The sequence below is a fragment of the Metabacillus endolithicus genome (genome assembly GCF_023078335.1).
Classification (GTDB): domain Bacteria; phylum Bacillota; class Bacilli; order Bacillales; family Bacillaceae; genus Metabacillus; species Metabacillus endolithicus.
Map to the genome: position 1 here is coordinate 2,374,404 of NZ_CP095550.1, position 22,340 is coordinate 2,396,743.

A 22,340-nucleotide genomic window follows, 5' to 3' on the forward strand; every position below is an offset into this window, starting at 1 on the left:
GGCCTTTCCTCACTTCCCGCAGGAGTCAAGTGTCTTCCGCTCCATTACACTATTGTTCTTTAAATTTATTTAAAAACAACAATCAGAACCAAAAAAAGCTTGTAGAGATCACAATCTCTACAAGCTTTTTAATTTATTATTCTTGTTCTAAATTAGCTCTTCTTCTTACATAGAAATAAGCTCCAGCCCCGGTTAGTAGTACTAGTCCACCAATTAATAGTGTATTGAATGAGTTTGTAGCTGTTTTTGGTAGTTTTTCACCGTTTTTGTCTTTAGCTTTTTCTTCTGCTTTTTCTTTATCTTTTACAGGTGTTGTTACAGGGTCTTTGCTTGCTTCGTCATTGTCGGCAGGGTCGGCTGGTGTTTGTCCATCGTTTTCACCAGTGCCTGGTTGAGCTGGTGTTTCTTCTTCTCCGTCTCCTGTACCAGGTGCAGAGGCTTTATCAAATCTTACATTATCAACAAACATTCTTCCTGCAAAATCACTTTCATCATCTGCGAAAATTAATAGCATGTTGCGTAATGATGTATCTGATTTTACGTTTTCAAGGTTTGTAACATCAATTTTCGCTTCGTAATGATATAGACCATCTGCTGTTTTTTCTACGGAGTCTAATGCTGTTAAATCAATATCAAAGGTTTCTGCGGATTGTTGCCAAAAGCCAAGTAATTCTGGTTGGAAAACTAGGTTAATAGAAATTCCACCTTCTGTTGCACGAGTTGGGTCAAGATATAAATCAAATGCAACATACTCATTGTCACCGCGCTTTAAATCTTCTGACCAGAAGTCTAGGCGTGGAGCTGATGCCCAGTTGTCAGTTGGTTTTACTTCAGGATAAGCAAATTCCCATGATAGTGCTTTAGAACCGTTTGCTTCTTCAATTGTTAATGCTGTTTTAACTCCAGAGTCTCCACTCCATTTCCAGCCTTGACGAGTATCATCTTCAAAAGTAGATGGAAGTGTTGCTGCTCCTTCTGGATCATTAACTACTTCAATCTCAATTTCTTTACCAGTTACCGTAATATTGTCTAAAGAAACAACATCTGTATTTTCAGCTCCAACAAATAAGATCATATTCTCTAACTTGTTATTATCAGGCTTTCTGCAATTGTTGCTAGTGATGGTGCATCTTCTTTTGAAATTGTTAATACTGCTTTGTATTTATTTCCAAATGGTTCAAAATCCTCTGCTTTCACTTGAATTGCACGCGTCGGATTAGCCCATCCTGCTGAAGGTCCTTGTGGAATCGCTGCAACAGAAACAGTTGTTGGCTTGTCCACAATCACATCCATTGATAGTTCTTGCGCTCCTAAAACATCAACAGATTCACCCCAGTTATCAGCAGACAAGCGTACATTCGCCCAATAGTTTTCTGCAGAAACATCACTGCTTGCATTTAGTCCTGAAATTTGTAGAGCTCCATCAACATTCTTTAGTGTTACATCTTTTACAGGACTATCTCCATTTACACCAAAACCTTGTGTAGAATCTGTAAAGTCAAAAAGTACTTTTGAGTATTTTGTACGATCAATTGGCTCATACGAAACTCCTTTAATACGAGCACGAACATATTCACCTGATAAGCTTAATTCTTTCGGTGCCCATACCTGGTCAGCACCTGGATCTAAATCAGTAGCCTCTGTTTTCCCCAATTGAAACGGAGTAAACGCTGCAGATGTTTCATTTTTATTTGTTAGAGACCAGTTAGCCCAGCTAATATTATTTTCATTTAAGAAGTTGATCCATTGATTTGCTTCTTCTAAATATGGACCATTGTTTCCATTTGCTTCACTTGTTCCCCATTCTGTTGCAAAAACAGCTTGTCCTTTTTCAAGGGCATATCTAGCATTACTCATGACATTTTCACGATTTGAACTGTCTGATGCTGCTGGATGTGAACCAGTGTAAAAGTGAACTGTATACATTGTGTTGCTATCATCAATTGGATTATCAGCAGCTAAATCTGCACGTTGACTCCAGTTCGGTTTACCAACAATCACAATGTTTTGATTTCCATTATCACGTAGCATTTTAATAATCGGCTCAGCATATGATTTTACTTTTGCCCAACCTTCTGCATCATTTGTTAATCCCGGTCCATCATTACTATTACTACTTGGTTCATTTGCTAATTCATAGATAATGTGAGGATCGTTCGGATAAAGACTTGAAATTTCCTTAAAGAAATTCAATGCTCCTTTATAAACATCAGCATTCGGGTCTCCCGGAGCATGTACGTGCCAATCGACAATAACATACATATCATTTGCCTTTGCTAATTCAATTCCATCAATAACACGTTGCTTCATCAGTTTGGGATCTGTTGCATAACCACCTTCACCAACATACATCGCAAGGCGAATAAGATTTGAACCCCAGTCATTTGAAAGAGCCGAAAACGCATTTTCATTTAAAATTCCTGGGAACCATTGTAAACCATGAGTACTCATCCCACGGAGTTGAATCTTTTGGCCATTTTTATCAACAAGTGTTTTTTGTCCATTTACAACCTTAAGGCTTAATGCCCCAGCTTGAGACGGTCTTTTCCCTGGTTCAACAAGCAAGCTGTTGTAATCAGCTTCTGCTGCTGAAGCAAAATTAGGTAGTAATGATGTTAATAATCCAAGAACCATTATTAGTGCCATAAACCTTTTTAGCATTCTGTGCTTCAAAATAAATCCCCCTTGTTTGATGTGAAAAATGTATGGAAACCGGTTTCCGAAGTGAGAAAAAAAGATTCAGAAACCGTTTTCTCCCCAAGTTAAAAAAATAACCTCTTTTGAAAACGCTAACACTGAATCTAGTATACTATAGACCTTATTTAATTTAAAGTAGTATATTAAAATAATTCTAATAATTCAATCATTCTATACTTTGAATCTCTTTACTAGCTCCTGAAGCGCCAATGCCTTTGAACTTAATTCCTCAGATGATGACGTTACTTTTGTCATAATAGCATTCTGCTCTTCAACTGATGCAGCCACTTCCTCTGTATTCCCAGCTGAAAAAACAGATATATTTGCAATTTCTTCTATTAAATCCACCATACTTTGTGTACTTGCATTTACTTGCTCCACAATAGCTGAAACTTCCTGTGATTGTGAGGCAACATTAGCTACCATTTCAACAATATTCCCAAAAGAATCACCAGTTTTACTAACCATAACAATTCCTTCATTAACAGCGTTTATTCCATCTGTCATTGATTTTAACGCATTTTCAACCTCTGTTTGCATTTCATAGATCACATTTTTAATTTCCTCAGCTGCTTGTCCAGATTGCTCCGCAAGCTTTCTAACCTCATCGGCTACAACAGCAAATCCTTTACCATGCTCGCCTGCTCTTGCTGCCTCAATAGCTGCATTTAAAGCTAATAAATTTGTTTGATCTGCAACACTTGTTATTAAAGAAAGAATCTGGCCGATTTGGTTTGATTTGTTACTTAATGTATTCATTGCAGAAGAGGTATGTTGAACTTTATGTTGCACCTCATTCATTTGAACAACTGTTTGCGAAACAATTCCTTGACCAGTTGTTGCCTTCTCATTTGTTGCTAATGTTAGGTCGGAGACAGCTTGTATAGAGCGTGCAGCCTGTGTCATTCCCTTTGAAATTTCATGAATCACACGGTTTGCTTCAGAAGCACGTGTTACCTGATTCTCTGCACCTCCAGCTACCTCTTTGATAGCAGTAGAGATAGAATTATTACTTGATTGTGTTTGTTCAGCACTAGCTGAGAGATCTTCTGACGTTGTTGCCACTTGCTCAGAGTTTTTCATCACTTCTACGATCAATTGCTTCAAGTTATCAGTCATTGTGTTAAAGTCTGTTGCAAGTTTACCAATTTCATCCCTATTTTTAATAGAAATTGGTTCTAGCATTAAATTTCCTTGCGCCACCTGCTTCACACTCGTCGACATTGCTGACAATGGCCGAGATATGCTTCTTGATAGAAGGAAACCCATAATGATTGCGATAATTAGAGTAACCACAATCAAAATAGCTGTAATGGATAGAACGAATGTTGTGACATTATGTCTCTCTTCCGCAGCTTTCGTTGCCATTGATTGATTTATCTCAACAAGTTTTGTTAAATAACCTTCAATCGTTTCAATCTGTTGCCTAGATTGTTTAATCAATTTACTTGCTTCATCATCTTGATTAGCCCTTGATAGAGCAAGAATCTCCTCATGAACAACAAGGTATTTATCCCATTCTGCTTGGAAGCCATTATAAATTTCCTCTTCTTCTTTCGTCAAAATGGTTTTTTCAAACTGTTCGTACAGCTCATCTAATCTACTAAAAATAGTATCAAATCGCCCATCAAATTGGTTCATTTCTCCGATTGTTTCAGCACTAGCATAAAACAACTGAAATGCAGCCACCTGTTCAACGAGATACCTCATTTCACCGAGTCTTTCAACTGATGGAAGCCACACATCCTCTACTTCATTAGACTTCTTGTTCATTGAGTTTAATCCAGTTAAAGTAGAAACACTAAGAGCTGCGATTAAAATAAAAATAATAGCAAATACAGTAAAAATTTTTCTTCCAACAGTTAGCTTTAAGGGTAATTTCACAACAGATTGTTGATCATTACTAGTTTTACTCAGCCTCTTTACGTATTTATGTAAGAGCTTCCGCATATAGATCCCCCATCCTGACAGCCATTATTATGTTTTTTATCTATTTTTTCTTAACCCCATCTATGAAAAAACCCCCTTCGAAACCGAAATCGGTTTCCAAAAGGGGTAAATTCCTTAATAAAACATATCAAAGAAACCATTTTTTATTGTTTGTTTATACCAATAATAGCTATCTTTCTTTGTTCTTTCTAATGTATTGAAATCAACGTGAATGATTCCAAAGCGCTTGTCATAGCCTTCTGCCCATTCAAAGTTATCAAGCAGTGACCATGTGAGATAACCTTTAATATTTACACCACTATCCATTGCTCGCTTTAATGATGTTAAATGCTGTTTCAAGTAATCAATACGTCCTTGATCTTTTACTCTGCCGTTTTCAACTCCATCATTGTAGCAGGCACCATTTTCAGTGATATAAATTGGCACTGAACCGTATTGTTCGTTTATTTTTGTTAACACCTTATAGAAGCCTTCAGGATAGATATTCCAATCAAAATCAGTTTTTTCATAGCCAATATCTACTTTTTCAGCATCTAGTAAACCATCATTTTCTTTGTATCTAGTCACACTGCCTGTGTAGTAGTTGATTCCAACAAAATCAATTTCTTGGTTGATGATGTCCATGTCGCCTTCTTGAACTGGAACTGTCACACCTTTTTTCTCGAACCACTCTACCATAAATTGTGGATAGCTACCTTTGAATACAGGATCAAAGAACCACTCAACAAACCAGCCTGTTGCTCTGTTACAAGCATCGATGTCTTCTTGTTTGTTGCTAAATGGCTCGTTCCATTCTGTATTAGGTGCATAACCTATTTCACCTTCGTATCCTCCGTCTCTTAGGCGGGATACTGCTTTACCGTGTGCAAGTAGTAAATGATGTGAAATCGTTGTTGCTAATTGTAAATTTTGGAATCCTGGTGCATGAAGTCCGATAAAGTTTGATAGAAATGATACACACCAAGGTTCATTGATTGTAATCCATTTTTTAATTTTTCCGTTAAACTCTTTAAACATTAACTCAGCATAATCAGCAAATGCATCTACTGTTTCACGGTTTTCCCAGCCACCCTTATCTTGAAGAGCTTGTGGCAGATCCCAGTGATATAGCGTACACATTGGCTCGATTCCGTTTGCTAGCAATGCATCTACAAAATCATGATAAAATTGAAGACCCTTTTCATTGATTTCTCCAGTTCCATTTGGAAAAATACGTGGCCATGATACAGAAAAACGATAAATATCAATGCCAAGTTCTTTCATTAATGCGATATCTTCTTCATAGCGGTGATAGCTGTCACACGCTACATCTCCGTTATCGCCATTTAATACTTTACCAGGTGTTTTGGCAAAGGTATCCCAAATGGAAAGACCTCTTCCATCCTCAGTTGCTGCTCCTTCGATTTGGTATGCTGCCGTTGCAGCTCCCCATCTCATCTCTTTTGGAAATTGTATAATTGCCATTGTTGTACCTCCACCAAATTCTTTTCTATGTTTAGCCTTATGATTCTCTCACAACTAATTCAGAATCGATAAAAACAGGCTTTAATTCTGATTTTCCATTGATGATGTCATTTAACATATACGCAGCAAGCTTACCGAGTTGTTCTTTATCCTGCCTTATAGTCGATAGCTTCGGACTGCTATGTCGACATGCATCAATATCATCACAGCCAATCACAGATATATCTTCAGGAACTCTTAGTCCTTTTTCTCTAATCGCATCAATTGCACCAAAAGCCATCATATCCGATACGGCAAAAATAGCGCGGGGATAAGAATTTGTTTCTAATATTTTTTTCATTGCTTGATATCCACTTTCTTCATGGAAATCACCATATTGAAACCACTCTTGATGAATCTCAAGACCAAGCTGATCCATTGTTTCTCTTGCACCTTTTTCTCGAAACATCGTGATGGCAGAATCTTCTTGACCACCAATAAACCCAATGTTTCTAATTCCTTGCAAATAAAAGTGTTGAATCACTTTTCTTGATAAATTCACATTATCACTCATCACAAAGCTTGCTTTTGGTCCGCTAAGCTCAAGGTCAATCCCCATACAAGGAATCTCCTCGCGCACAAGCTCATAGATCGCATCCTCTACTTCTTCACCAGCGATAATGACACAGCCATCTACATGAAAATGGCGACATCTTGCTAAATAACTACCATTATCTTTGTAGAATTGTTCGTTTGAGAACATGATAATGTCATAGCCTAGCGAACCAATTGTTTTTTTAAACGATGTAACAACCTCATTAAAAAAAGGATGTGTAAATTCAACATTTACCTTACCGGCATAAATTAACCCAATTAAATTCGATTTTTTGGTGGCTAGTGCTTTAGCTGAAAAGGTTGGCTGATATCCTGTTTCCTGGATAATATCCAGCACTTTTTTCTTCGTTTTTTCACTAATGCCACCATAGTTATTAATAATTTTTGATACAGTTCCTGGAGAAACTCCAGCCATCTTTGCAATATCTTTAATCGTTAAATTCATAGCGGTCCCTCAATTGCCTTTCGCCTTCATAATAGATTGCTTATTTACTGTTAGATTACTATTATTTGAAGCAATTTACAATTTGATAATGGGCGAAAAAAGAAGGTAATAAATTGAAATTTTTTATTTAACCGCACCATCTGTAATACTAGAAATAAATAATCTGTTAAACAGTAGGAAAATAATTAATAAAGGTACTGTTGCCCAGAATACACCAGATAAAATCATACCGAAGTCAATGTTGAATGTGTTACTTAATGTCGCCAAGGCAACTTGAATTGTATACATTTCTGGATCTCTTAGAATTGTAAATTGCCATAAGAATTCTCCCCATACAGCTGTGAAGACAATAATACCTAATGTTGCAAATGCAGGTAAAATGATTGGTAACACAATACTGCGGTAGATTCTGAAATTCGAACACCCATCAAGCTTTGCTGCTTCAATTAATTCATCTGGTACCGAATTACTTACATATTGTCTCATTAGAAAGATTCCTAATGGATTTAAGAAAAATAGAATCGCAACACCCTGTAATGTATCAAGCAAATCTGCTTTTGAAATTAAATAGTATTGCGGAATTAATCCTAATTGCGGTGGGATAACCATTGTTAAAAGAATCGAAACAAACAATGCGTTTTTCCCAGGAAATCTAAATTTAGCAAAAGCAAATCCTGCTAGTGAGCTAATTATTAATACAATGATTGTTACTGATGTACAAAGAATCACCGTATTGATCATTGCTTGGAAGAAATCAATCGCACCCAATACCTTCTGGAAGTTTTCCACTAACATATTACCAGGCGTAATCGTTGGCGGTATGGAGTTATATGCTGAACTTGGGCGAGTTGCCATCACAAACATCCAATAAAATGGAAACAATGAAAAAAGTGATGCTAGAGTAAGAAATGTATAGATGAAAATTCTACCTTTTGAAAACTTTTTTGTTCCTGCTACGTCACCCATTATTTAGCTACCTCCTTTTTTCTACCGATTTTTCCAGATGTTACTAACGTATTAATTGCAGAGAAGATAATGATGATAAATAACAAGATAACGGCTGTTGCAGATGCTGTACCAAATGATTGTAATTTAAACGCATCACGATACAGATACATAACAACTGTCATAGCTTCATCTCTTGTAAAGGCTGATGCACCTAAGAATACTGTTGGTTCAGCGAATAATTGCAGTGCACCAACTGTTGAGAAGAAAACAGTTAAAATGATAAACGGCTTTAACATCGGCATTGTAATATAAAGCATTTGTTGGAACTTATTTGCACCATCAATTGTTGCTGCTTCATACAGGTCATTTGAAATACTTTGAAGACCCGCTAGATAAATGATTGTGTTGTAACCAACCCATCTCCAAAATACCATGATGGAGATTGCAATTTTTGTACCCCATTCAGATGAAGCCCAGCTAACCGGATCAAATCCAAACACGCCTAGTACATAATTGGCTAAGGAAGTTTCGTGATTACTAAATAACACACTAAAAATGAGGTTTACTGCAACCATTGACGTAATATATGGCATGAAGATCGTAACTCGGAAGAAATTTCTAAAGCGGAGAAACGATAGATTTAATAGAAATGCAAGGATAATCCCAATAATTAATTGAGGGGCAGTACCCATTAATCCAATAACAATTGTGTTATATAAAGATTTCCAAAATAGTGGATCTTCTAATACAATTTTGAAGTTATTTAACCCAGCAAACTCCAGGCTTAACCCATTCCATTTTTGGAAAGCTAGATATAAACTGAATAACGCCGGATATAAACCAATAACAGCAAAGATGATAAAGAAAGGTGAAACATAAAGATAGCCAGAAATCATGTCTTTCTTTTCTTCTGATAGAAACCTTTTCTTTTTGACTACTTTTTCATTTGCAGTAACCATTTTCACTCCCCGTTTCTTTCAGTAAAACTAGATATGGTGCAACGTTTTGCACCATATCTTAGCTTCATTCTTTTTTGAATTAACGATTTACTAAATCTTGCGCACGTTTAACAGCAGCTTTCCATTCTTTTTCTGGATCCGCACCGTCTTGAACGTTTTTAAGAGCATTTAGAATTTCTTGGTGTATTGGGAAGTATTTTTCACCTTTGAAAACGGCACCTTCGATATCTTGTGCTGCTTGAGCAAATACTTCAGATGTTACTTGACCACCAAAGAACTCATCTTGGTTAGAAGCGAATTCTTCCATTTCATATACAGCTGGCGCAGATGGGAATAATCCATTGCTTTGGAAAGATTTTAATTGATTTTCAGGTGATACTAACCATTCAACGAAATCATATGCAGCTTGTGCATTTTCAGTTTCACTTGGGATTGCGATGTAAGATCCACCCCAGTTTGCAGCAAATTCAGTTGGTAATGTAGCTACTTTGAACTTACCAGAAGCATCTGGAGCATTACCTTCCATCCAGCCTTTTAACCAGCCAGCACCTAATTCAGCAGCGAATTCACCAGTGTTAACGGCATTTGACCATTCAGGTGTCCACATTTCAAACTTACCAACGATTCCAGCTTCATTTAATTCAACTGCATAATCGTATGCTTTTTTAACTGAACTACCCTCTTTGTCAAGGATTAATTCACCATCAGGATTTAGGTATTGTTCAACTGAAGGATCAAGAAGTGCTCTGTAAGCCATTTCAATACTGTCTACGAAAGGTTTACCAGTTTTCTCTTTTACTTGTAATCCAGCTTCTTTAAAAGCTTCTGGAGAATTAATTAATGCTTCTACTTCAGCAGGCTCAGTTGGTAGACCAGCTGCTTCGAATACATCTGTACGGTAGTATAATGCTTTAGGACCAATATCAGTTGGAAGACCGAATAAGAAGTCTCCTCCTTCATTTTCACCAGCATTCCATTTCCAATCTAGGTATTGATCTTGAACGTCTTTTGCACCAAGATCATATAAGTTTGCAAAGCGATCTTGAGCTGCTTTGAAACGATCAAATTGATCTACTTCTAGCATTGCGATATCAGGAGCACCACTACCAGCAGATAAAGCTGTGAATAATGCATCATGATGTTCAGCTGTTTCGGAAGATTTAAACTTTATAGTTACGTTTGGATTTTGTTCTTGATATTCTTTTACTAACTCTTCATAGCCTGTTGCACCGAAAGCCCAGAAGTTTAGTTCTACTTTTTCATCTCCACTTCCGCCGCCCTCTGAAGCAGATTCTTTCTTATCGCCACCACTACATGCAGCTAACGAAAATGCTAAAGCTAAAGACAAACCAGAAGCTAACCATTTTTTCTTGCTTTTCATTTTATTTCCCCCTTGTTTTTTGTTTAATAACCGTTACCTGTTACGGAAACCGATTTCCTTACTAGGAAAAAATTAAAGTGGTTTTCGTTACTGGAAACCGCTTTCAACTATGATTATATCTTCTATTATTCTATAAATCAATCTATTTTTTGAAAAAATTAAAAACTTTTTAAAAACCGGTTTCCATATCTATTTCCTTCTATAGTAAAGCTAATTAAAAAGCCATCCTTATAGGATGGCTTAACTAATGTTTTATCATTTTTCAGCAGCCGTTAATGATGCGCGAACAAAGTCACGGAATAGTGGCTGTGGTCTTGTAGGTCTTGATGTAAATTCCGGATGGAACTGTGATGCAACAAACCAAGGATGTTCTTTCACTTCAATAATTTCAACTAAGCGGCCGTCCGGTGTTGTACCAGAGAAAACAAAGCCTGCTTCTTCCATTGCTTGACGATATTCATTATTGAACTCATAACGATGGCGATGACGCTCATAAATCACCTCATCTTGGTATGCCTCGAATGCACGAGTTCCCTCTTGAAGCTTACTTGGAGATAATCCAAGACGTAATGTTCCACCTAAGTCTTCAACATCTTTTTGCTCAGGAAGTAAGTCAATAACTGGATAAGCTGTGTTAGGATCAATTTCAGCAGAATTTGCTCCCGCTAAGCCTAATACATTACGAGCATATTCAATTGAAGCCACTTGCATACCTAAGCAAATTCCTAAGAATGGCACTTTATTAACACGTGCATAGTTCGTTGCAACGATTTTCCCTTCAACACCGCGGTCACCGAAGCCACCAGGAACTAAAATACCATCAACATCTGCAAGCTGATCTTTTACGTTTTCAGATGTTAATTCTTCTGCGTTTACCCATTTGATTTCAATATCAGAATCATATTCATATCCAGCGTGGCGAAGTGCTTCAACAACAGAAATATATGCATCTTGCAGTTCAACATACTTCCCAACAAGAGCAATTTTTGTTGTTTTTGAAAGGTTCGTAACACGTTGTACAAGCTCTTTCCATTCTGTCATATCCGCGTCATTGCAATTTAGTTTCAAGTGATTGCATACAATTGTATCTAAGTTTTGATCTTGAAGATCTAGTGGGATGCTGTATAACGTTTCTGCATCACGGCACTCGATCACTGCGTTTTTATCAATATCACAGAATAACGCAATTTTATCTTTCATATCTTGAGAAATTGGCATCTCTGTACGAACAACGATCACATTTGGTTGAATACCAAGACTTCTTAATTCTTTAACACTGTGCTGAGTTGGTTTAGTTTTCATTTCACCAGCAGCTTTAATATATGGTACAAGTGTACAGTGGATATACATCACATTGTCACGGCCAACATCACTTTTCACTTGGCGGATTGCTTCTAGGAAAGGTAGTGATTCGATATCTCCTACTGTTCCACCAATCTCTGTGATAACAACATCTGCACCTGTTTCTTTACCAGCGCGAAATACTTTGTCTTTGATTTCATTTGTGATGTGCGGAATAACCTGAACAGTTCCACCTAGATAGTCACCACGGCGCTCTTTCTTTAGAACAGTTGAATAGATTCTACCTGTTGTCACGTTGTTAAATTTAGTTAGGTTTTCATCAATAAAACGCTCATAATGGCCTAAGTCTAAGTCTGTTTCTGCACCGTCTCCTGTTACGAATACTTCACCGTGCTGATACGGACTCATTGTTCCCGGGTCCACATTTATGTACGGATCGAATTTTTGAATCGTTACACTGATCCCACGGTTTTTTAATAATCTTCCTAGTGATGCAGCTGTGATCCCTTTACCTAAAGATGATACAACTCCACCTGTTACAAAAATATACTTTGTCATGGTCTTCCCCCTCAGAAGCTAATCTTTTTTTATTTTGTACAAGAAATGAAAAAATCATTTGAAAAACTATGAATAAGAGTGAAAAATTTTGTGAAATTCAGGGGTAAGCCTGTCCTACTTAACAATTCTAAATCATTTTAGAAATGAACTTTAAACTTTTATATAAAATAAGAAAGCTCCCTTCCAAACAAACTTGAAAGGGAGCAGTAATTGTTTAATTAAACGAACAATCTCTTTTTAAAAGCCCAAAATAGATTCTACCTAGTTAGAAAAAGAAAGTCAAGACGATTTGATTTTATTTTTCTTCGTCTGAATCATCATCAAAATCGTCGTCTTCTTCGTCATCATCATCAAGGTCGTCATCATAGTCATCGTCGATTAAATCATCATCATCTTCATCTTCATCTAGATCGTCTGCATCATCTATATCATCAAAATCATCTTCTTCTTCGTCGTCATCTGAATCATCGTATTCATCGATATCGTCATATTCGAGGTCTTCCTCATCAAGCTCATCGTATACATCATCCAGATCTTCATCGTCTGCTTTTTTCGATTTTTTCTTTTTAGGTTTTGCAACAGGAACGATTTCTTCTTCAATTTGCTCGTATGGATACCATGTGCGTAATCCCCACATGTTTTCACCAACACAAATAAAACGGCCATCGATGTTGATGTCTGTATAAAATTGAGCAATTTTATCTTCTACTTGTTGCTGTGATAATCCTAGAAGATCAGCAATTTCTTTTACTAAATCACTAAATACGTAAGGTTTTCTTGCTTCTAAGAAAAGTTCATAGGCAACCTCAACCATTGCCATTTCTTTTATTTGTTCTTCTGTTAATTGTTTTAGACTCAAGTTCCGGCACTTCCTTTCTACATCATCGATCTATTGTAAATCCAGGGCTGCTTTCTAGTGTGGTTCTGTTATCTTAGACAGAATTCAGCTAGAATAAGCCAATTAAGTAGAATAAACTTTAAAATATGTACATAGTAAACCTATCAAATCATACCATTCATTATAAACAATTTCTAGCAGTTTATGCCACCTTTATCATGTAAAAATTGATTTAAGAGTGTTTTTACATTATTTTTGCAAACTTGTTGCGGTAGATCAGGTGTTGGGTGGGTTGATTTGCGCTGCAGGTTGAGCATTAACTGTATGAAGACCATCTCACTGCTCTTCAACCACTAAAATAGTCTTCATCACACGAATGAAGACCATCTCAGCACGCTTCACCCATTAAAACGGTCTTCATCTCTCCTATGAAGACCACCTCAACACGCTTCACCCACTTAAACAGTCTTCATCTCTCTTATGAAAACCATCTCTCAACTCTTCACCCACTAAAACGGTCTTCATAGCCTCGTTAATGACAGCCAGAAGTGTCACACCTATCCACTAACAAAAACAGAAACCGGCATAACCGGTTTCCCCACACTACATATTCCTTCTATATTGTCCCCCAACTTCATATAATGCCTGCGTAATTTGGCCAAGGCTGGCTACTTTTACAGTTTCCATTAGTTCGGCAAAGATGTTGCCGTTGTGGATGGCTTTGTTTTTTAGGTTCAACAGTGCTTCTTCAACTTTGTGCTCGTGTGTTTGTTGGAAGGTTTTTAAGTTTTGGATTTGCGTTTCTTTTTCTTCTTTTGATGCACGGGCGAGTTCCATGTTGTCCATCATGTCTTGTGATGGTGGATTTGGATTTAGGTATGTGTTTACACCGATGATCGGCAGTTCACCTGTGTGTTTTTTCATTTCGTAATGCATCGATTCATCCTGGATTTTGCCGCGTTGATATTGTGTTTCCATTGCGCCTAGTACACCGCCGCGTTCATTAATGCGGTCGAACTCCTGAAGTACTGCTTCTTCTACTAAGTCTGTTAACTCTTCAATAATAAATGAGCCTTGCAAAGGATTTTCATTTTTAGTTAAGCCATGTTCTTTTGTGATGATCATTTGAATGGCCATTGCGCGGCGAACAGATTCTTCTGTTGGCGTTGTGATCGCCTCATCATAGGCATTTGTGTGTAATGAATTACAATTATCATGCAGGGCCATTAGCGCTTGAAGGGTTGTGCGAATGTCGTTAAAATCAATTTCCTGGGCATGCAGTGAGCGCCCTGATGTTTGAACATGGTATTTTAGTTTTTGGCTTCGTTCGTTGGCGCCGTATTTGTCGCGCATAACGGTTGCCCATATTCTCCGGGCAACGCGACCGATAACGGTATATTCCGGATCGAGTCCATTGCTAAAGAAAAACGATAAGTTAGGTGCAAATGAATCAATATCCATTCCTCTGCTCAGGTAATATTCCACATACGTAAACCCATTTGAGAGCGTAAAGGCTAATTGTGAAATTGGATTTGCTCCTGCTTCTGCGATATGATAGCCAGAAATGGAAACAGAGTAATAATTTCGTACCTTTTGATCAATAAAGTATTGCTGAATATCCCCCATTAAACGAAGAGCAAACTCTGTTGAAAAAATACATGTGTTTTGTCCTTGATCTTCTTTTAAAATATCAGCTTGCACGGTTCCTCTTACTGTTTGAAGAGTGTAGGCTTTTACTTCATCATATTCTTCCATTGTTAACGAGCGTCCAAGCTCAGCTTCTTTTTTGCTCACCTGTTGCTCAATTGCAGTATTCATGAACATCGCTAAAATGATTGGAGCTGGACCGTTGATCGTCATTGAAACAGAGGTCGAAGGCGCGCATAAATCAAAGCCATCATAAAGCTTTTTCATATCATCTAATGTACAAATGCTTACTCCACTTTCGCCGATTTTTCCGTAAATGTCAGGGCGGTAAGCTGGATCTTCTCCGTATAGCGTTACTGAATCAAATGCTGTGCTTAAGCGTTTTGCGTCATCATCTTTTGATAAATAATGAAAACGGCGGTTCGTACGGGCTGGAGTTCCTTCACCAGCAAACTGCCTTTTCGGATCTTCTCCTTCCCGTTTAAACGGGAACACACCAGCTGTATATGGAAAAGAGCCTGGTACATTTTCTTTATAAAGCCAATTGAGAACATCACCGTCATTTTTATATTTTGGCAATGATACTTTCGCTATAGATAATCCTGACAGGGAAGTGGTTCTAAGCTTTGTGACAATTTCCTTATTGCGAATAACCGTTGTAAATTGCTCTTGAGCATATTTTTCCTTCGTTTCTTCCCAGCTATTTAGCAATGCTTTTGATTGAGGTGTTAGCTTTTCCTCAAGAGAATTCAGAACGTTTTTTAACGATAAAATCACTTCTTCGTTTGTTTCCTGTTCAATAAGAGTTTCAAGCGCACCTTTTAGTTGAAATCTTTTTGTCGCAAGCTCTGCTTGTTCCTCTGAGTGACGATGATAGTTTCGAACAGTCTCACTGATTTCTCTTAAGTAATAACGGCGTTCAGGTGGGATAATCACGTTTTGCTTTTCTACATCTTTTACAACCGGAAGAGAGGTTTGCCAGTCTAGATTCGTTTTTTCATTGATTAACTCTAGTAGTTTTGCGAATAGAGTGTTTGTGCCTAAATCGTTAAACTGACTGGCAATTGTGCCGTAAACAGGCATCTCATCTAGCGGCTGATCGAAAAGCATCCGACTGCGCTGCACCTGCTTTTGCACTTGGCGCTTCGCATCTTCAGAGCCTTTACGCTCAAATTTATTGATAACGACCACATCAGCATAATCGAGCATATCAATTTTTTCTAATTGAGACGGTGCCCCAAATTCACTTGTCATCACGTACATCGATAAATCACATATCTCGGCGATTTCTGCATCACCTTGACCAATACCGCTTGTTTCGACGATTACCAGATCAAAGCCTGCTGCTTTTACAATAGAGATCGCATCTTGAATGGCCAATGATAGCTCAGACTTTGATTGTCGCGTTGCCAAGCTTCTCATAAACACTCGTGGAGAAAAAATGGCATTCATTCGAATTCGATCTCCAAGCAGTGCTCCACCCGTTTTTTGCTTTGTTGGATCAACTGACAATATGGCGATCTTAACCGATGCTAACTCATTTAAAAAACGTCGAATCAATTCATCGGTTAGTGAACTCTTCCCAGCGCCGCCTGTACCTGTAATCCCGATCACAGGTGTTTTCGCATTTAACGTTTTTGCTTCACGAATTAGGTTGTCTGCTGCTTCTGTGATTTCTTGTTTAAACACTTTCGCTTCTGCACATGAGATAAGTTTAGCAACCGCTTTTGTTTCTCCTTCTTTCACATCGTCCAAAGAGATTTCTCCCTTTTCAACGGTTGAAAAATCGCACTCTCTTAGCATATGGTTGATCATGCCCTGAAGACCAAGCTCGCGCCCGTCATCAGGAGAGAAAATTTTCGCAATTCCATAATCATGGAGCTCTTTTATTTCTCGAGGAATAATGACCCCTCCGCCGCCGCCATAAAGACGAATATGATCTGCTCCTTTTTCGTGGAGAAGATCGTACATGTATTTAAAAAATTCCACGTGTCCACCTTGATAAGATGAAATTGCGATTCCCTGAACATCCTCCTGGATTGCCGCAGCCACAATTTCTTCGACCGAACGATTATGTCCAAGATGAATAACTTCCGCTCCACTTGCTTGTAGAATTCGTCGCATAATATTAATGGAAGCATCGTGTCCATCAAACAAGCTTGATGCTGTGACAAAGCGGACAGCATGCTTTGGTTTGTAAACCTCTGTTATTGTCATTTATAAAAACACCCCTTTGATTGCCACAAGAGTTACTTCCCAACCCCTTGTAAAATAACCTTTGTTTGCAGCTCAATGTAATCTTCAAGTGTATACATTTTGTGAAGGGCCCAGCGTCTAAAGCCCCACATTTGGCCTTTCACAAAAATATTGTGAGCAATTAAATCACATTCTGGATCTGATAACATGAGTTCCCCATTTTGCACACAGTCTTTCACGATTTTTTTAAACATCCCAACCATTTCCATTTCCTTTTTCAACACATATGGCAGAGCGTCCTTAGATAATGACTTGACCTCCTGATACATCACAAGCACTTCATCCTGCATTTCATCCATCACGATAAAATAATTGTGGATCGCTCGTTTTAAGCTTTCAATTGTACCTTGCTTCGTATCAATATCTTCCTCTAAACGGGCATGAACCTGGTCATAAATGCTGTCACAAACTAAGTAAAGAACATCCTCTTTTTGGCGGATATATTCATATAACGTACCGATACTAAAGCCGGCAGACCTGGCAATCTCCCTTGTTGTAGTGCGGTGAAATCCTTTTTCTTTAAAAAGATTGACTGCACCTTTAATCATCTGCTCCCTACGCTTTTCAATTAACTTCTCATCCTTAACGGATGCGACAACTTCACGCTTATCCATCTACCTCCCACCTATCACCGAAACTAGTATTCTTTTATTTCGTTAACATTCTAGAAATCACAAGTCGTTGAATTTCCTGTGTGCCTTCATAGATTTGTGTGATTTTGGCATCTCTCATAAACCGTTCAACAGGGTAATCCTTTGTATAGCCATAGCCACCAAATACTTGAACAGCCTCAGTTGTAACCTTCATCGCTGTGTCACCAGCAAAAAGCTTAGACATCGCTGATTCTTTTCCATATGGTAACCCTTCAGACTCTAGCCATGCTGCTTGATAGGTTAATAATCGTGCAGCTTCAATATTTGTTGCCATATCTGCCAGCTTAAAGCTAATTCCTTGCTGAGCTGCGATCGGCTTACCAAATTGCTCTCTTTCCTTTGCATAGGCAATGGCCGCATCCAAAGCACCCTGTGCAATTCCAACTGCTTGAGCTGCTATACCGTTTCTACCGCCATCTAATGTCATCATGGCAATTTTAAAGCCATCCCCAATCTCGCCTAGTACATTTTCTTTTGGTACTTTACACTCTTCAAACATAATCTCCGTTGTAGGTGATGAACGAATGCCCATTTTGCTTTCTTTTTTTCCTACTGAGAAGCCTTCAAAATCTTTTTCAACGATAAACGCTGTTGTTCCTTTATGCTTACTTGAAGGATCTGTTACTGCAAATACGATATAGATATCGGCAATTCCTCCATTTGTGATGAAAATTTTTGAGCCATTTAAAATATAATCGTCTCCGTCTTCACGGGCATTCGTGCGCATACCACCTGCATCAGATCCTGAACCAGGCTCAGTTAACCCGTAAAGCCCCGATTTTTTCACCTAGTGCCATCGGCTTTAAATATTTTTGCTTTTGTTCTTCATTACCGAACTTATATAGGGGCCAGCCTGCAAGTGATGTATGGGCGGATAACGTTACCCCTGTTGATGCACATACTCTTGAAAGCTCCTCAACTGCGATCACATATGATAGATAGTCACTGCCAATTCCACCATATTCCTCAGACCAAGGAATTCCCGTTAATCCAAGGTCGGCCATTTTTCTGAAAATGTCCATATCAAAACGCTCTTGCTCATCGCGCTCTGCTGCTGTTGGTTCTACTTCTTTTCTTGCAAAATCTCTTACCGTTTTACGTAGCATTTCATGTTCTTCTGAAAGTTTAAAGTACATCTTTTTCTCCCCTTTTCACCGCTTATTTTTCTTTCACCAAATGTTTACTGATGACAATTCGCTGAATTTCACTAGTACCTTCATAAATTTCACAAACCTTCGCATCACGGAAATACCGCTCCACCGGGTAATCCTTTGTATAGCCATAGCCACCAAAGATTTGGATTGCCTCTGTGGTGACCTCCATTGCTGTTTTTGAAGCAAATAGCTTTGCCATCGCAGCCTGCTTGCCACATGGAAGTCCTTGTTCTTTTAACCATGCAGCTTGATAAACTAATAATTTCGCAGCTTCTACATTTGTTGCCATATCCGCAAGCTTAAAGGAAATTCCTTGCTGAGCTGCGATTGGCTTGCCAAACTGCTTGCGTTCCTGGGCATACGCTGTTGCCTTCTCTAGTGCAGCCTCGGCAATTCCAAGTGCTTGAGCAGCAATGCCAATTCGGCCGCCGTCTAAGTTTGCCATCGCAATCTTAAAGCCCTCACCCTCTTTTCCTAGAAGGTTTTCAAGCGGTACTCTAGCATTCTCAAAAATCAGCTCAGTAGTTCGTGACCCATTTAACCCCATTTTGTGTTCATCTTTTCCGATAAGAAATCCCGGTGTTCCTTTTTCAATGATGAACGCCGATATGCCATTGCTTCCTTTGTCCTCGCTCGTTCGGGCAAAAACAATATATATGTCAGCTTCACCACCATTTGTAATAAATACTTTTGATCCATTTAATAGATAGTGATCATCCTTTTTCATTGCTTTTGTTTTCATACTTGCCGCGTCAGATCCAGAGCTTGGTTCTGTTAAGCAAAAAGCTCCTAGATGCTCCCCTGTTGCAAGCTTTTTTACATAGTTGTTTTTTTGCTCTTCATTGCCAAACATGAGAATTGGATAGGTTGCAACAGATGTGTGAACAGATAAAATAACAGCTACTGTCGCACTTACTTTGGCTATTTCATGTATGGCCATAATATAAGAGGTATAGTCCATGTTCGCCCCGTTATATTCGGTCGGAATTGGAATCCCCATTAAACCAAGTCCCGCCATTTTTTGAAGAATAGAGGATGGAAATACCCCTTTTTCCATCTCTTCCACAAATGGTTCAATTTCTGCTTTTGCAAATTCACGTACCATTTTTTGCATCATTATTTGCTCTTCTGTAAAATGTAGATTCATTTGATGCCCACCCCTTTGGTCATTGCAAAAATATGAATATATGAAAACCCCTTTGTTCTACCGTGAACTAGGAATACTGATAAAACCCTCTACCAGATTTTTTCCCAAGCCACCCTGCTTTTACATATTTCCGTAGCAATGGACATGGGCGGTATTTATCATCCCCAAAGCCTTCGTGGAGTGTTTCCATAATGTATAAGCATGTGTCTAATCCGATGAAGTCTGCTAAAGTTAATGGACCCATTGGATGGTTCATCCCAAGCTTCATCACTTCATCCACTGCTTCTGGCTCTGCCACTCCTTCATACACCGTGAAAATCGCTTCATTGATCATTGGCATTAAAATGCGGTTGGAAACAAAGCCTGGGAAATCTTTTACCTCAACAGGTGTTTTATTTAATTTTTTCGTAAGATCTTCAATTTGCTGATAAACTTCATCAGATGTTGCAAGACCGCGGATAATTTCAACCAGTTTCATCACAGGAACAGGATTCATAAAATGCATGCCAATCACGCGGTCTGGTCTATTCGTAGCTGCAGCAATTTCTGTGATTGGTAAGGAAGAAGTGTTTGTTGCCAAAATAACCTGTTCTGGCGCAAGAGTATCGAGTTGCTTAAATAGCGATGTTTTCACTTCCATTTTTTCAATAACAGCCTCGATAATGAAATCAACTTCTTTAGCATCTTCAATGGAAGCAGAAGGTGTTAGTCTTTGAAGAGTTTTAACCTTATCCTGCTCAGAAAGCTTTCCCTTTTCCACTTGCCTTTGCAATTGCTTTTGAATAAAACTTAAACCTTTTTCAGCTATATCCTGTTTCATATCATGAAGTATCACTTGAAAGCCTGCCATGGCACATACTTGGGCAATGCCTGAGCCCATTTGTCCAGCACCGATCACCATGATTTTTTGAATGTTCATATGGGGCCTCCTCTTTGGATTTGAATTGTTTTCTATACGTTCAATCTAACGGAAATATAGTTTTAAATTTCTAATTCTGTGTTGTGCGCTGAGGTGAGAGGTCAGAGGTCAGAGCCTGAGGCAATCGGGGAGCACCCGATTGCTCTCTATATTGGGTTAAACTTCAATCATGATGGCGTCGCCTTGGCCGCCGCCGCTGCAGATTGCTGCAATGCCGATACCGCCGCCTCTACGTTTTAGTTCATGAATTAAGGTGATGAGAATTCTTGCTCCACTTGCACCGATTGGGTGTCCGATTGCAACAGCTCCACCGTTTACGTTTACCTTTTCTGGATCAAGACCGGCAATTTGGTTAGCAGCTAATGCAACTGTTGCAAATGCTTCATTAATTTCAAAAAGATCAATATCCTCAACGGTTTTGCCTGTTTTGCTTAATAACTCATTAATGACAAGTCCCGGTGTTTTAGGGAAGTCTTCTGCTTCAACAGCAATGGCTGTATGAGCTAAAATAATTGCGAGAGGCTCTCTGCCTTCAGTTTTCGCTCTTTCATCACTCATTAATACAAGGGCGGCTGCTCCGTCATTAATTCCTGGGGCATTACCTGCTGTGATCGTTCCATCATGATCAAAAACAGGATTTAGGTTTGCTAATCTTTCTAATGAAGTGTCTTTACGTGGTGCTTCATCTTTGTCGACCACAATCGGGTCTCCTTTACGCTGTGGTACTTCAACTGCAACAATTTCTTCGCCTAGTATGCCAGCTTCTTGGGCAGCAACTGTGCGCTGATGGCTTCTTAATGCCCACTCATCCTGCTGCTGACGTGTGATTTCAAGCTCTTTTGATGTGCTGTTACCGTATGTGCCCATGTGAACACCAGTAAAGCTGCATGTTAAACCATCATGAATCATTAAATCCTTTACAGCAGAATCGCCCATACGCAGTCCCCATCTTGCTTTTGGCATCATATATGGCGCATTGCTCATTGATTCCATGCCTCCGGCTACAATCACTTCTTCGTCACCGGCACGAATGATTTGATCGGCCATAGTGACGCTTCTTAATCCTGATGCACATACCTTATTTACTGTTTCTGTTTTTACATTCCATGGCAGACTTGCCGCACGTGCCGCTTGACGTGATGGAATTTGCCCTTGTCCCCCTTGCAGAACATTTCCGATAATCACCTCTTGGACGTCTTCAGACTGTACATTTGCTCTTGTTAACGCTTCCTTTATGGCGATTCCGCCAAGCTCTGCTGCTGTTAATGTTGAAAGAGCTCCACCAAACTTCCCCACAGGTGTTCTGACTCCACTTAAAATAACGGTTTTTGCCATGTTCCTCTCCCCTTTTCCATGTATGTAAATTAAAAATAGTAAACGCTTACAAATAGTGACTGAACGCTCGCTCAATATTTACTCAGAGATAAA

General features: G+C 38.7%; 15 protein-coding genes and 1 pseudogene. All 16 read right to left on the reverse strand.

The features are described 5' to 3' along the window. Window positions 1-136: 136 nt before the first annotated feature. Entirely contained in the window at window positions 137-1,075 is a 939-nt protein-coding gene (locus MVE64_RS12305) for a carbohydrate-binding domain-containing protein (RefSeq protein WP_247346696.1), read from the reverse strand. Window positions 1,076-1,080: 5 nt separating this feature from the next. After that, window positions 1,081-2,673, reverse strand: coding sequence for a cellulase family glycosylhydrolase (locus MVE64_RS12310; protein WP_247346697.1), 1,593 nt, complete (start codon window positions 2,671-2,673; stop codon window positions 1,081-1,083). 195 nt (window positions 2,674-2,868) lie between these two features. Continuing rightward, window positions 2,869-4,647 carry a methyl-accepting chemotaxis protein gene (locus MVE64_RS12315; RefSeq protein ID WP_247346698.1) on the reverse strand — a complete coding sequence of 593 codons (1,779 nt, stop codon included), beginning with the start codon at window positions 4,645-4,647 and terminating at the stop codon, window positions 2,869-2,871. A 114-nt stretch (window positions 4,648-4,761) separates the two neighbouring features. Beyond that, window positions 4,762-6,111, reverse strand: a complete 1,350-nt coding sequence (locus tag MVE64_RS12320) for a GH1 family beta-glucosidase (protein WP_247346699.1) — start codon at window positions 6,109-6,111, stop codon at window positions 4,762-4,764. Between the two features lie 37 nt (window positions 6,112-6,148). Further along, entirely contained in the window at window positions 6,149-7,150 is a 1,002-nt protein-coding gene (locus MVE64_RS12325; RefSeq protein WP_247346700.1) for a LacI family DNA-binding transcriptional regulator, read from the reverse strand. A gap of 123 nt (window positions 7,151-7,273) precedes the next feature. Beyond that, the gene (locus MVE64_RS12330; RefSeq protein ID WP_247346701.1) at window positions 7,274-8,116 is read right to left on the reverse strand and encodes a carbohydrate ABC transporter permease; all 843 of its coding nucleotides are present in this window, start codon (window positions 8,114-8,116) and stop codon (window positions 7,274-7,276) included. After that, the gene (locus MVE64_RS12335; protein WP_247346703.1) at window positions 8,116-9,057 is read right to left on the reverse strand and encodes a carbohydrate ABC transporter permease; all 942 of its coding nucleotides are present in this window, start codon (window positions 9,055-9,057) and stop codon (window positions 8,116-8,118) included. Before MVE64_RS12335 ends, MVE64_RS12330 begins: the two co-directional genes overlap by 1 nt. A gap of 79 nt (window positions 9,058-9,136) precedes the next feature. Next, a complete protein-coding gene (locus MVE64_RS12340; RefSeq protein ID WP_247346705.1) occupies window positions 9,137-10,438 on the reverse strand; it encodes an ABC transporter substrate-binding protein in 1,302 nt (433 codons plus the stop codon). A gap of 255 nt (window positions 10,439-10,693) precedes the next feature. Continuing rightward, window positions 10,694-12,298: a CTP synthase gene (gene pyrG / locus MVE64_RS12345; protein ID WP_247346706.1), complete on the reverse strand. Its 1,605-nt coding sequence runs from the start codon at window positions 12,296-12,298 to the stop codon at window positions 10,694-10,696. 295 nt (window positions 12,299-12,593) lie between these two features. After that, window positions 12,594-13,157 carry a DNA-directed RNA polymerase subunit delta gene (gene rpoE, locus MVE64_RS12350; RefSeq protein ID WP_247346708.1) on the reverse strand — a complete coding sequence of 188 codons (564 nt, stop codon included), beginning with the start codon at window positions 13,155-13,157 and terminating at the stop codon, window positions 12,594-12,596. Window positions 13,158-13,739: 582 nt separating this feature from the next. Next, window positions 13,740-17,000, reverse strand: a complete 3,261-nt coding sequence (icmF, locus tag MVE64_RS12355) for a fused isobutyryl-CoA mutase/GTPase IcmF (protein ID WP_247346710.1) — start codon at window positions 16,998-17,000, stop codon at window positions 13,740-13,742. A gap of 32 nt (window positions 17,001-17,032) precedes the next feature. Next, entirely contained in the window at window positions 17,033-17,653 is a 621-nt protein-coding gene (locus MVE64_RS12360) for a TetR/AcrR family transcriptional regulator (protein WP_247346712.1), read from the reverse strand. Window positions 17,654-17,687: 34 nt separating this feature from the next. Beyond that, window positions 17,688-18,828 (reverse strand): annotated as a pseudogene (locus tag MVE64_RS12365) (acyl-CoA dehydrogenase). A 22-nt stretch (window positions 18,829-18,850) separates the two neighbouring features. After that, window positions 18,851-19,993, reverse strand: coding sequence for an acyl-CoA dehydrogenase (locus MVE64_RS12370; protein ID WP_247346713.1), 1,143 nt, complete (start codon window positions 19,991-19,993; stop codon window positions 18,851-18,853). Window positions 19,994-20,060: 67 nt separating this feature from the next. Then, a complete protein-coding gene (locus MVE64_RS12375) occupies window positions 20,061-20,912 on the reverse strand; it encodes a 3-hydroxybutyryl-CoA dehydrogenase (protein ID WP_247346715.1) in 852 nt (283 codons plus the stop codon). 156 nt (window positions 20,913-21,068) lie between these two features. Continuing rightward, the gene (locus MVE64_RS12380; protein ID WP_247346717.1) at window positions 21,069-22,247 is read right to left on the reverse strand and encodes an acetyl-CoA C-acetyltransferase; all 1,179 of its coding nucleotides are present in this window, start codon (window positions 22,245-22,247) and stop codon (window positions 21,069-21,071) included. Between the last annotated feature and the right edge of the window lie 93 nt (window positions 22,248-22,340).

What these genes read in the sequence shown, in the direction of transcription:
- MVE64_RS12370 (WP_247346713.1), bottom strand. Translation starts at nt 19,993, where the DNA reads ATGAATCTACATTTTACAGAAGAGCAAATAATGATGCAAAAAATGGTA.
- MVE64_RS12360 (WP_247346712.1), bottom strand. Translation starts at nt 17,653, where the DNA reads ATGGATAAGCGTGAAGTTGTCGCATCCGTTAAGGATGAGAAGTTAATT.
- MVE64_RS12340 (WP_247346705.1), bottom strand. Translation starts at nt 10,438, where the DNA reads ATGAAAAGCAAGAAAAAATGGTTAGCTTCTGGTTTGTCTTTAGCTTTA.
- MVE64_RS12305 (WP_247346696.1), bottom strand. Translation starts at nt 1,075, where the DNA reads ATGATCTTATTTGTTGGAGCTGAAAATACAGATGTTGTTTCTTTAGAC.
- MVE64_RS12335 (WP_247346703.1), bottom strand. Translation starts at nt 9,057, where the DNA reads ATGGTTACTGCAAATGAAAAAGTAGTCAAAAAGAAAAGGTTTCTATCA.
- MVE64_RS12320 (WP_247346699.1), bottom strand. Translation starts at nt 6,111, where the DNA reads ATGGCAATTATACAATTTCCAAAAGAGATGAGATGGGGAGCTGCAACG.
- MVE64_RS12315 (WP_247346698.1), bottom strand. Translation starts at nt 4,647, where the DNA reads ATGCGGAAGCTCTTACATAAATACGTAAAGAGGCTGAGTAAAACTAGT.
- MVE64_RS12375 (WP_247346715.1), bottom strand. Translation starts at nt 20,912, where the DNA reads ATGAACATTCAAAAAATCATGGTGATCGGTGCTGGACAAATGGGCTCA.
- pyrG (WP_247346706.1), bottom strand. Translation starts at nt 12,298, where the DNA reads ATGACAAAGTATATTTTTGTAACAGGTGGAGTTGTATCATCTTTAGGT.
- MVE64_RS12325 (WP_247346700.1), bottom strand. Translation starts at nt 7,150, where the DNA reads ATGAATTTAACGATTAAAGATATTGCAAAGATGGCTGGAGTTTCTCCA.
- MVE64_RS12380 (WP_247346717.1), bottom strand. Translation starts at nt 22,247, where the DNA reads ATGGCAAAAACCGTTATTTTAAGTGGAGTCAGAACACCTGTGGGGAAG.
- icmF (WP_247346710.1), bottom strand. Translation starts at nt 17,000, where the DNA reads ATGACAATAACAGAGGTTTACAAACCAAAGCATGCTGTCCGCTTTGTC.
- MVE64_RS12330 (WP_247346701.1), bottom strand. Translation starts at nt 8,116, where the DNA reads ATGGGTGACGTAGCAGGAACAAAAAAGTTTTCAAAAGGTAGAATTTTC.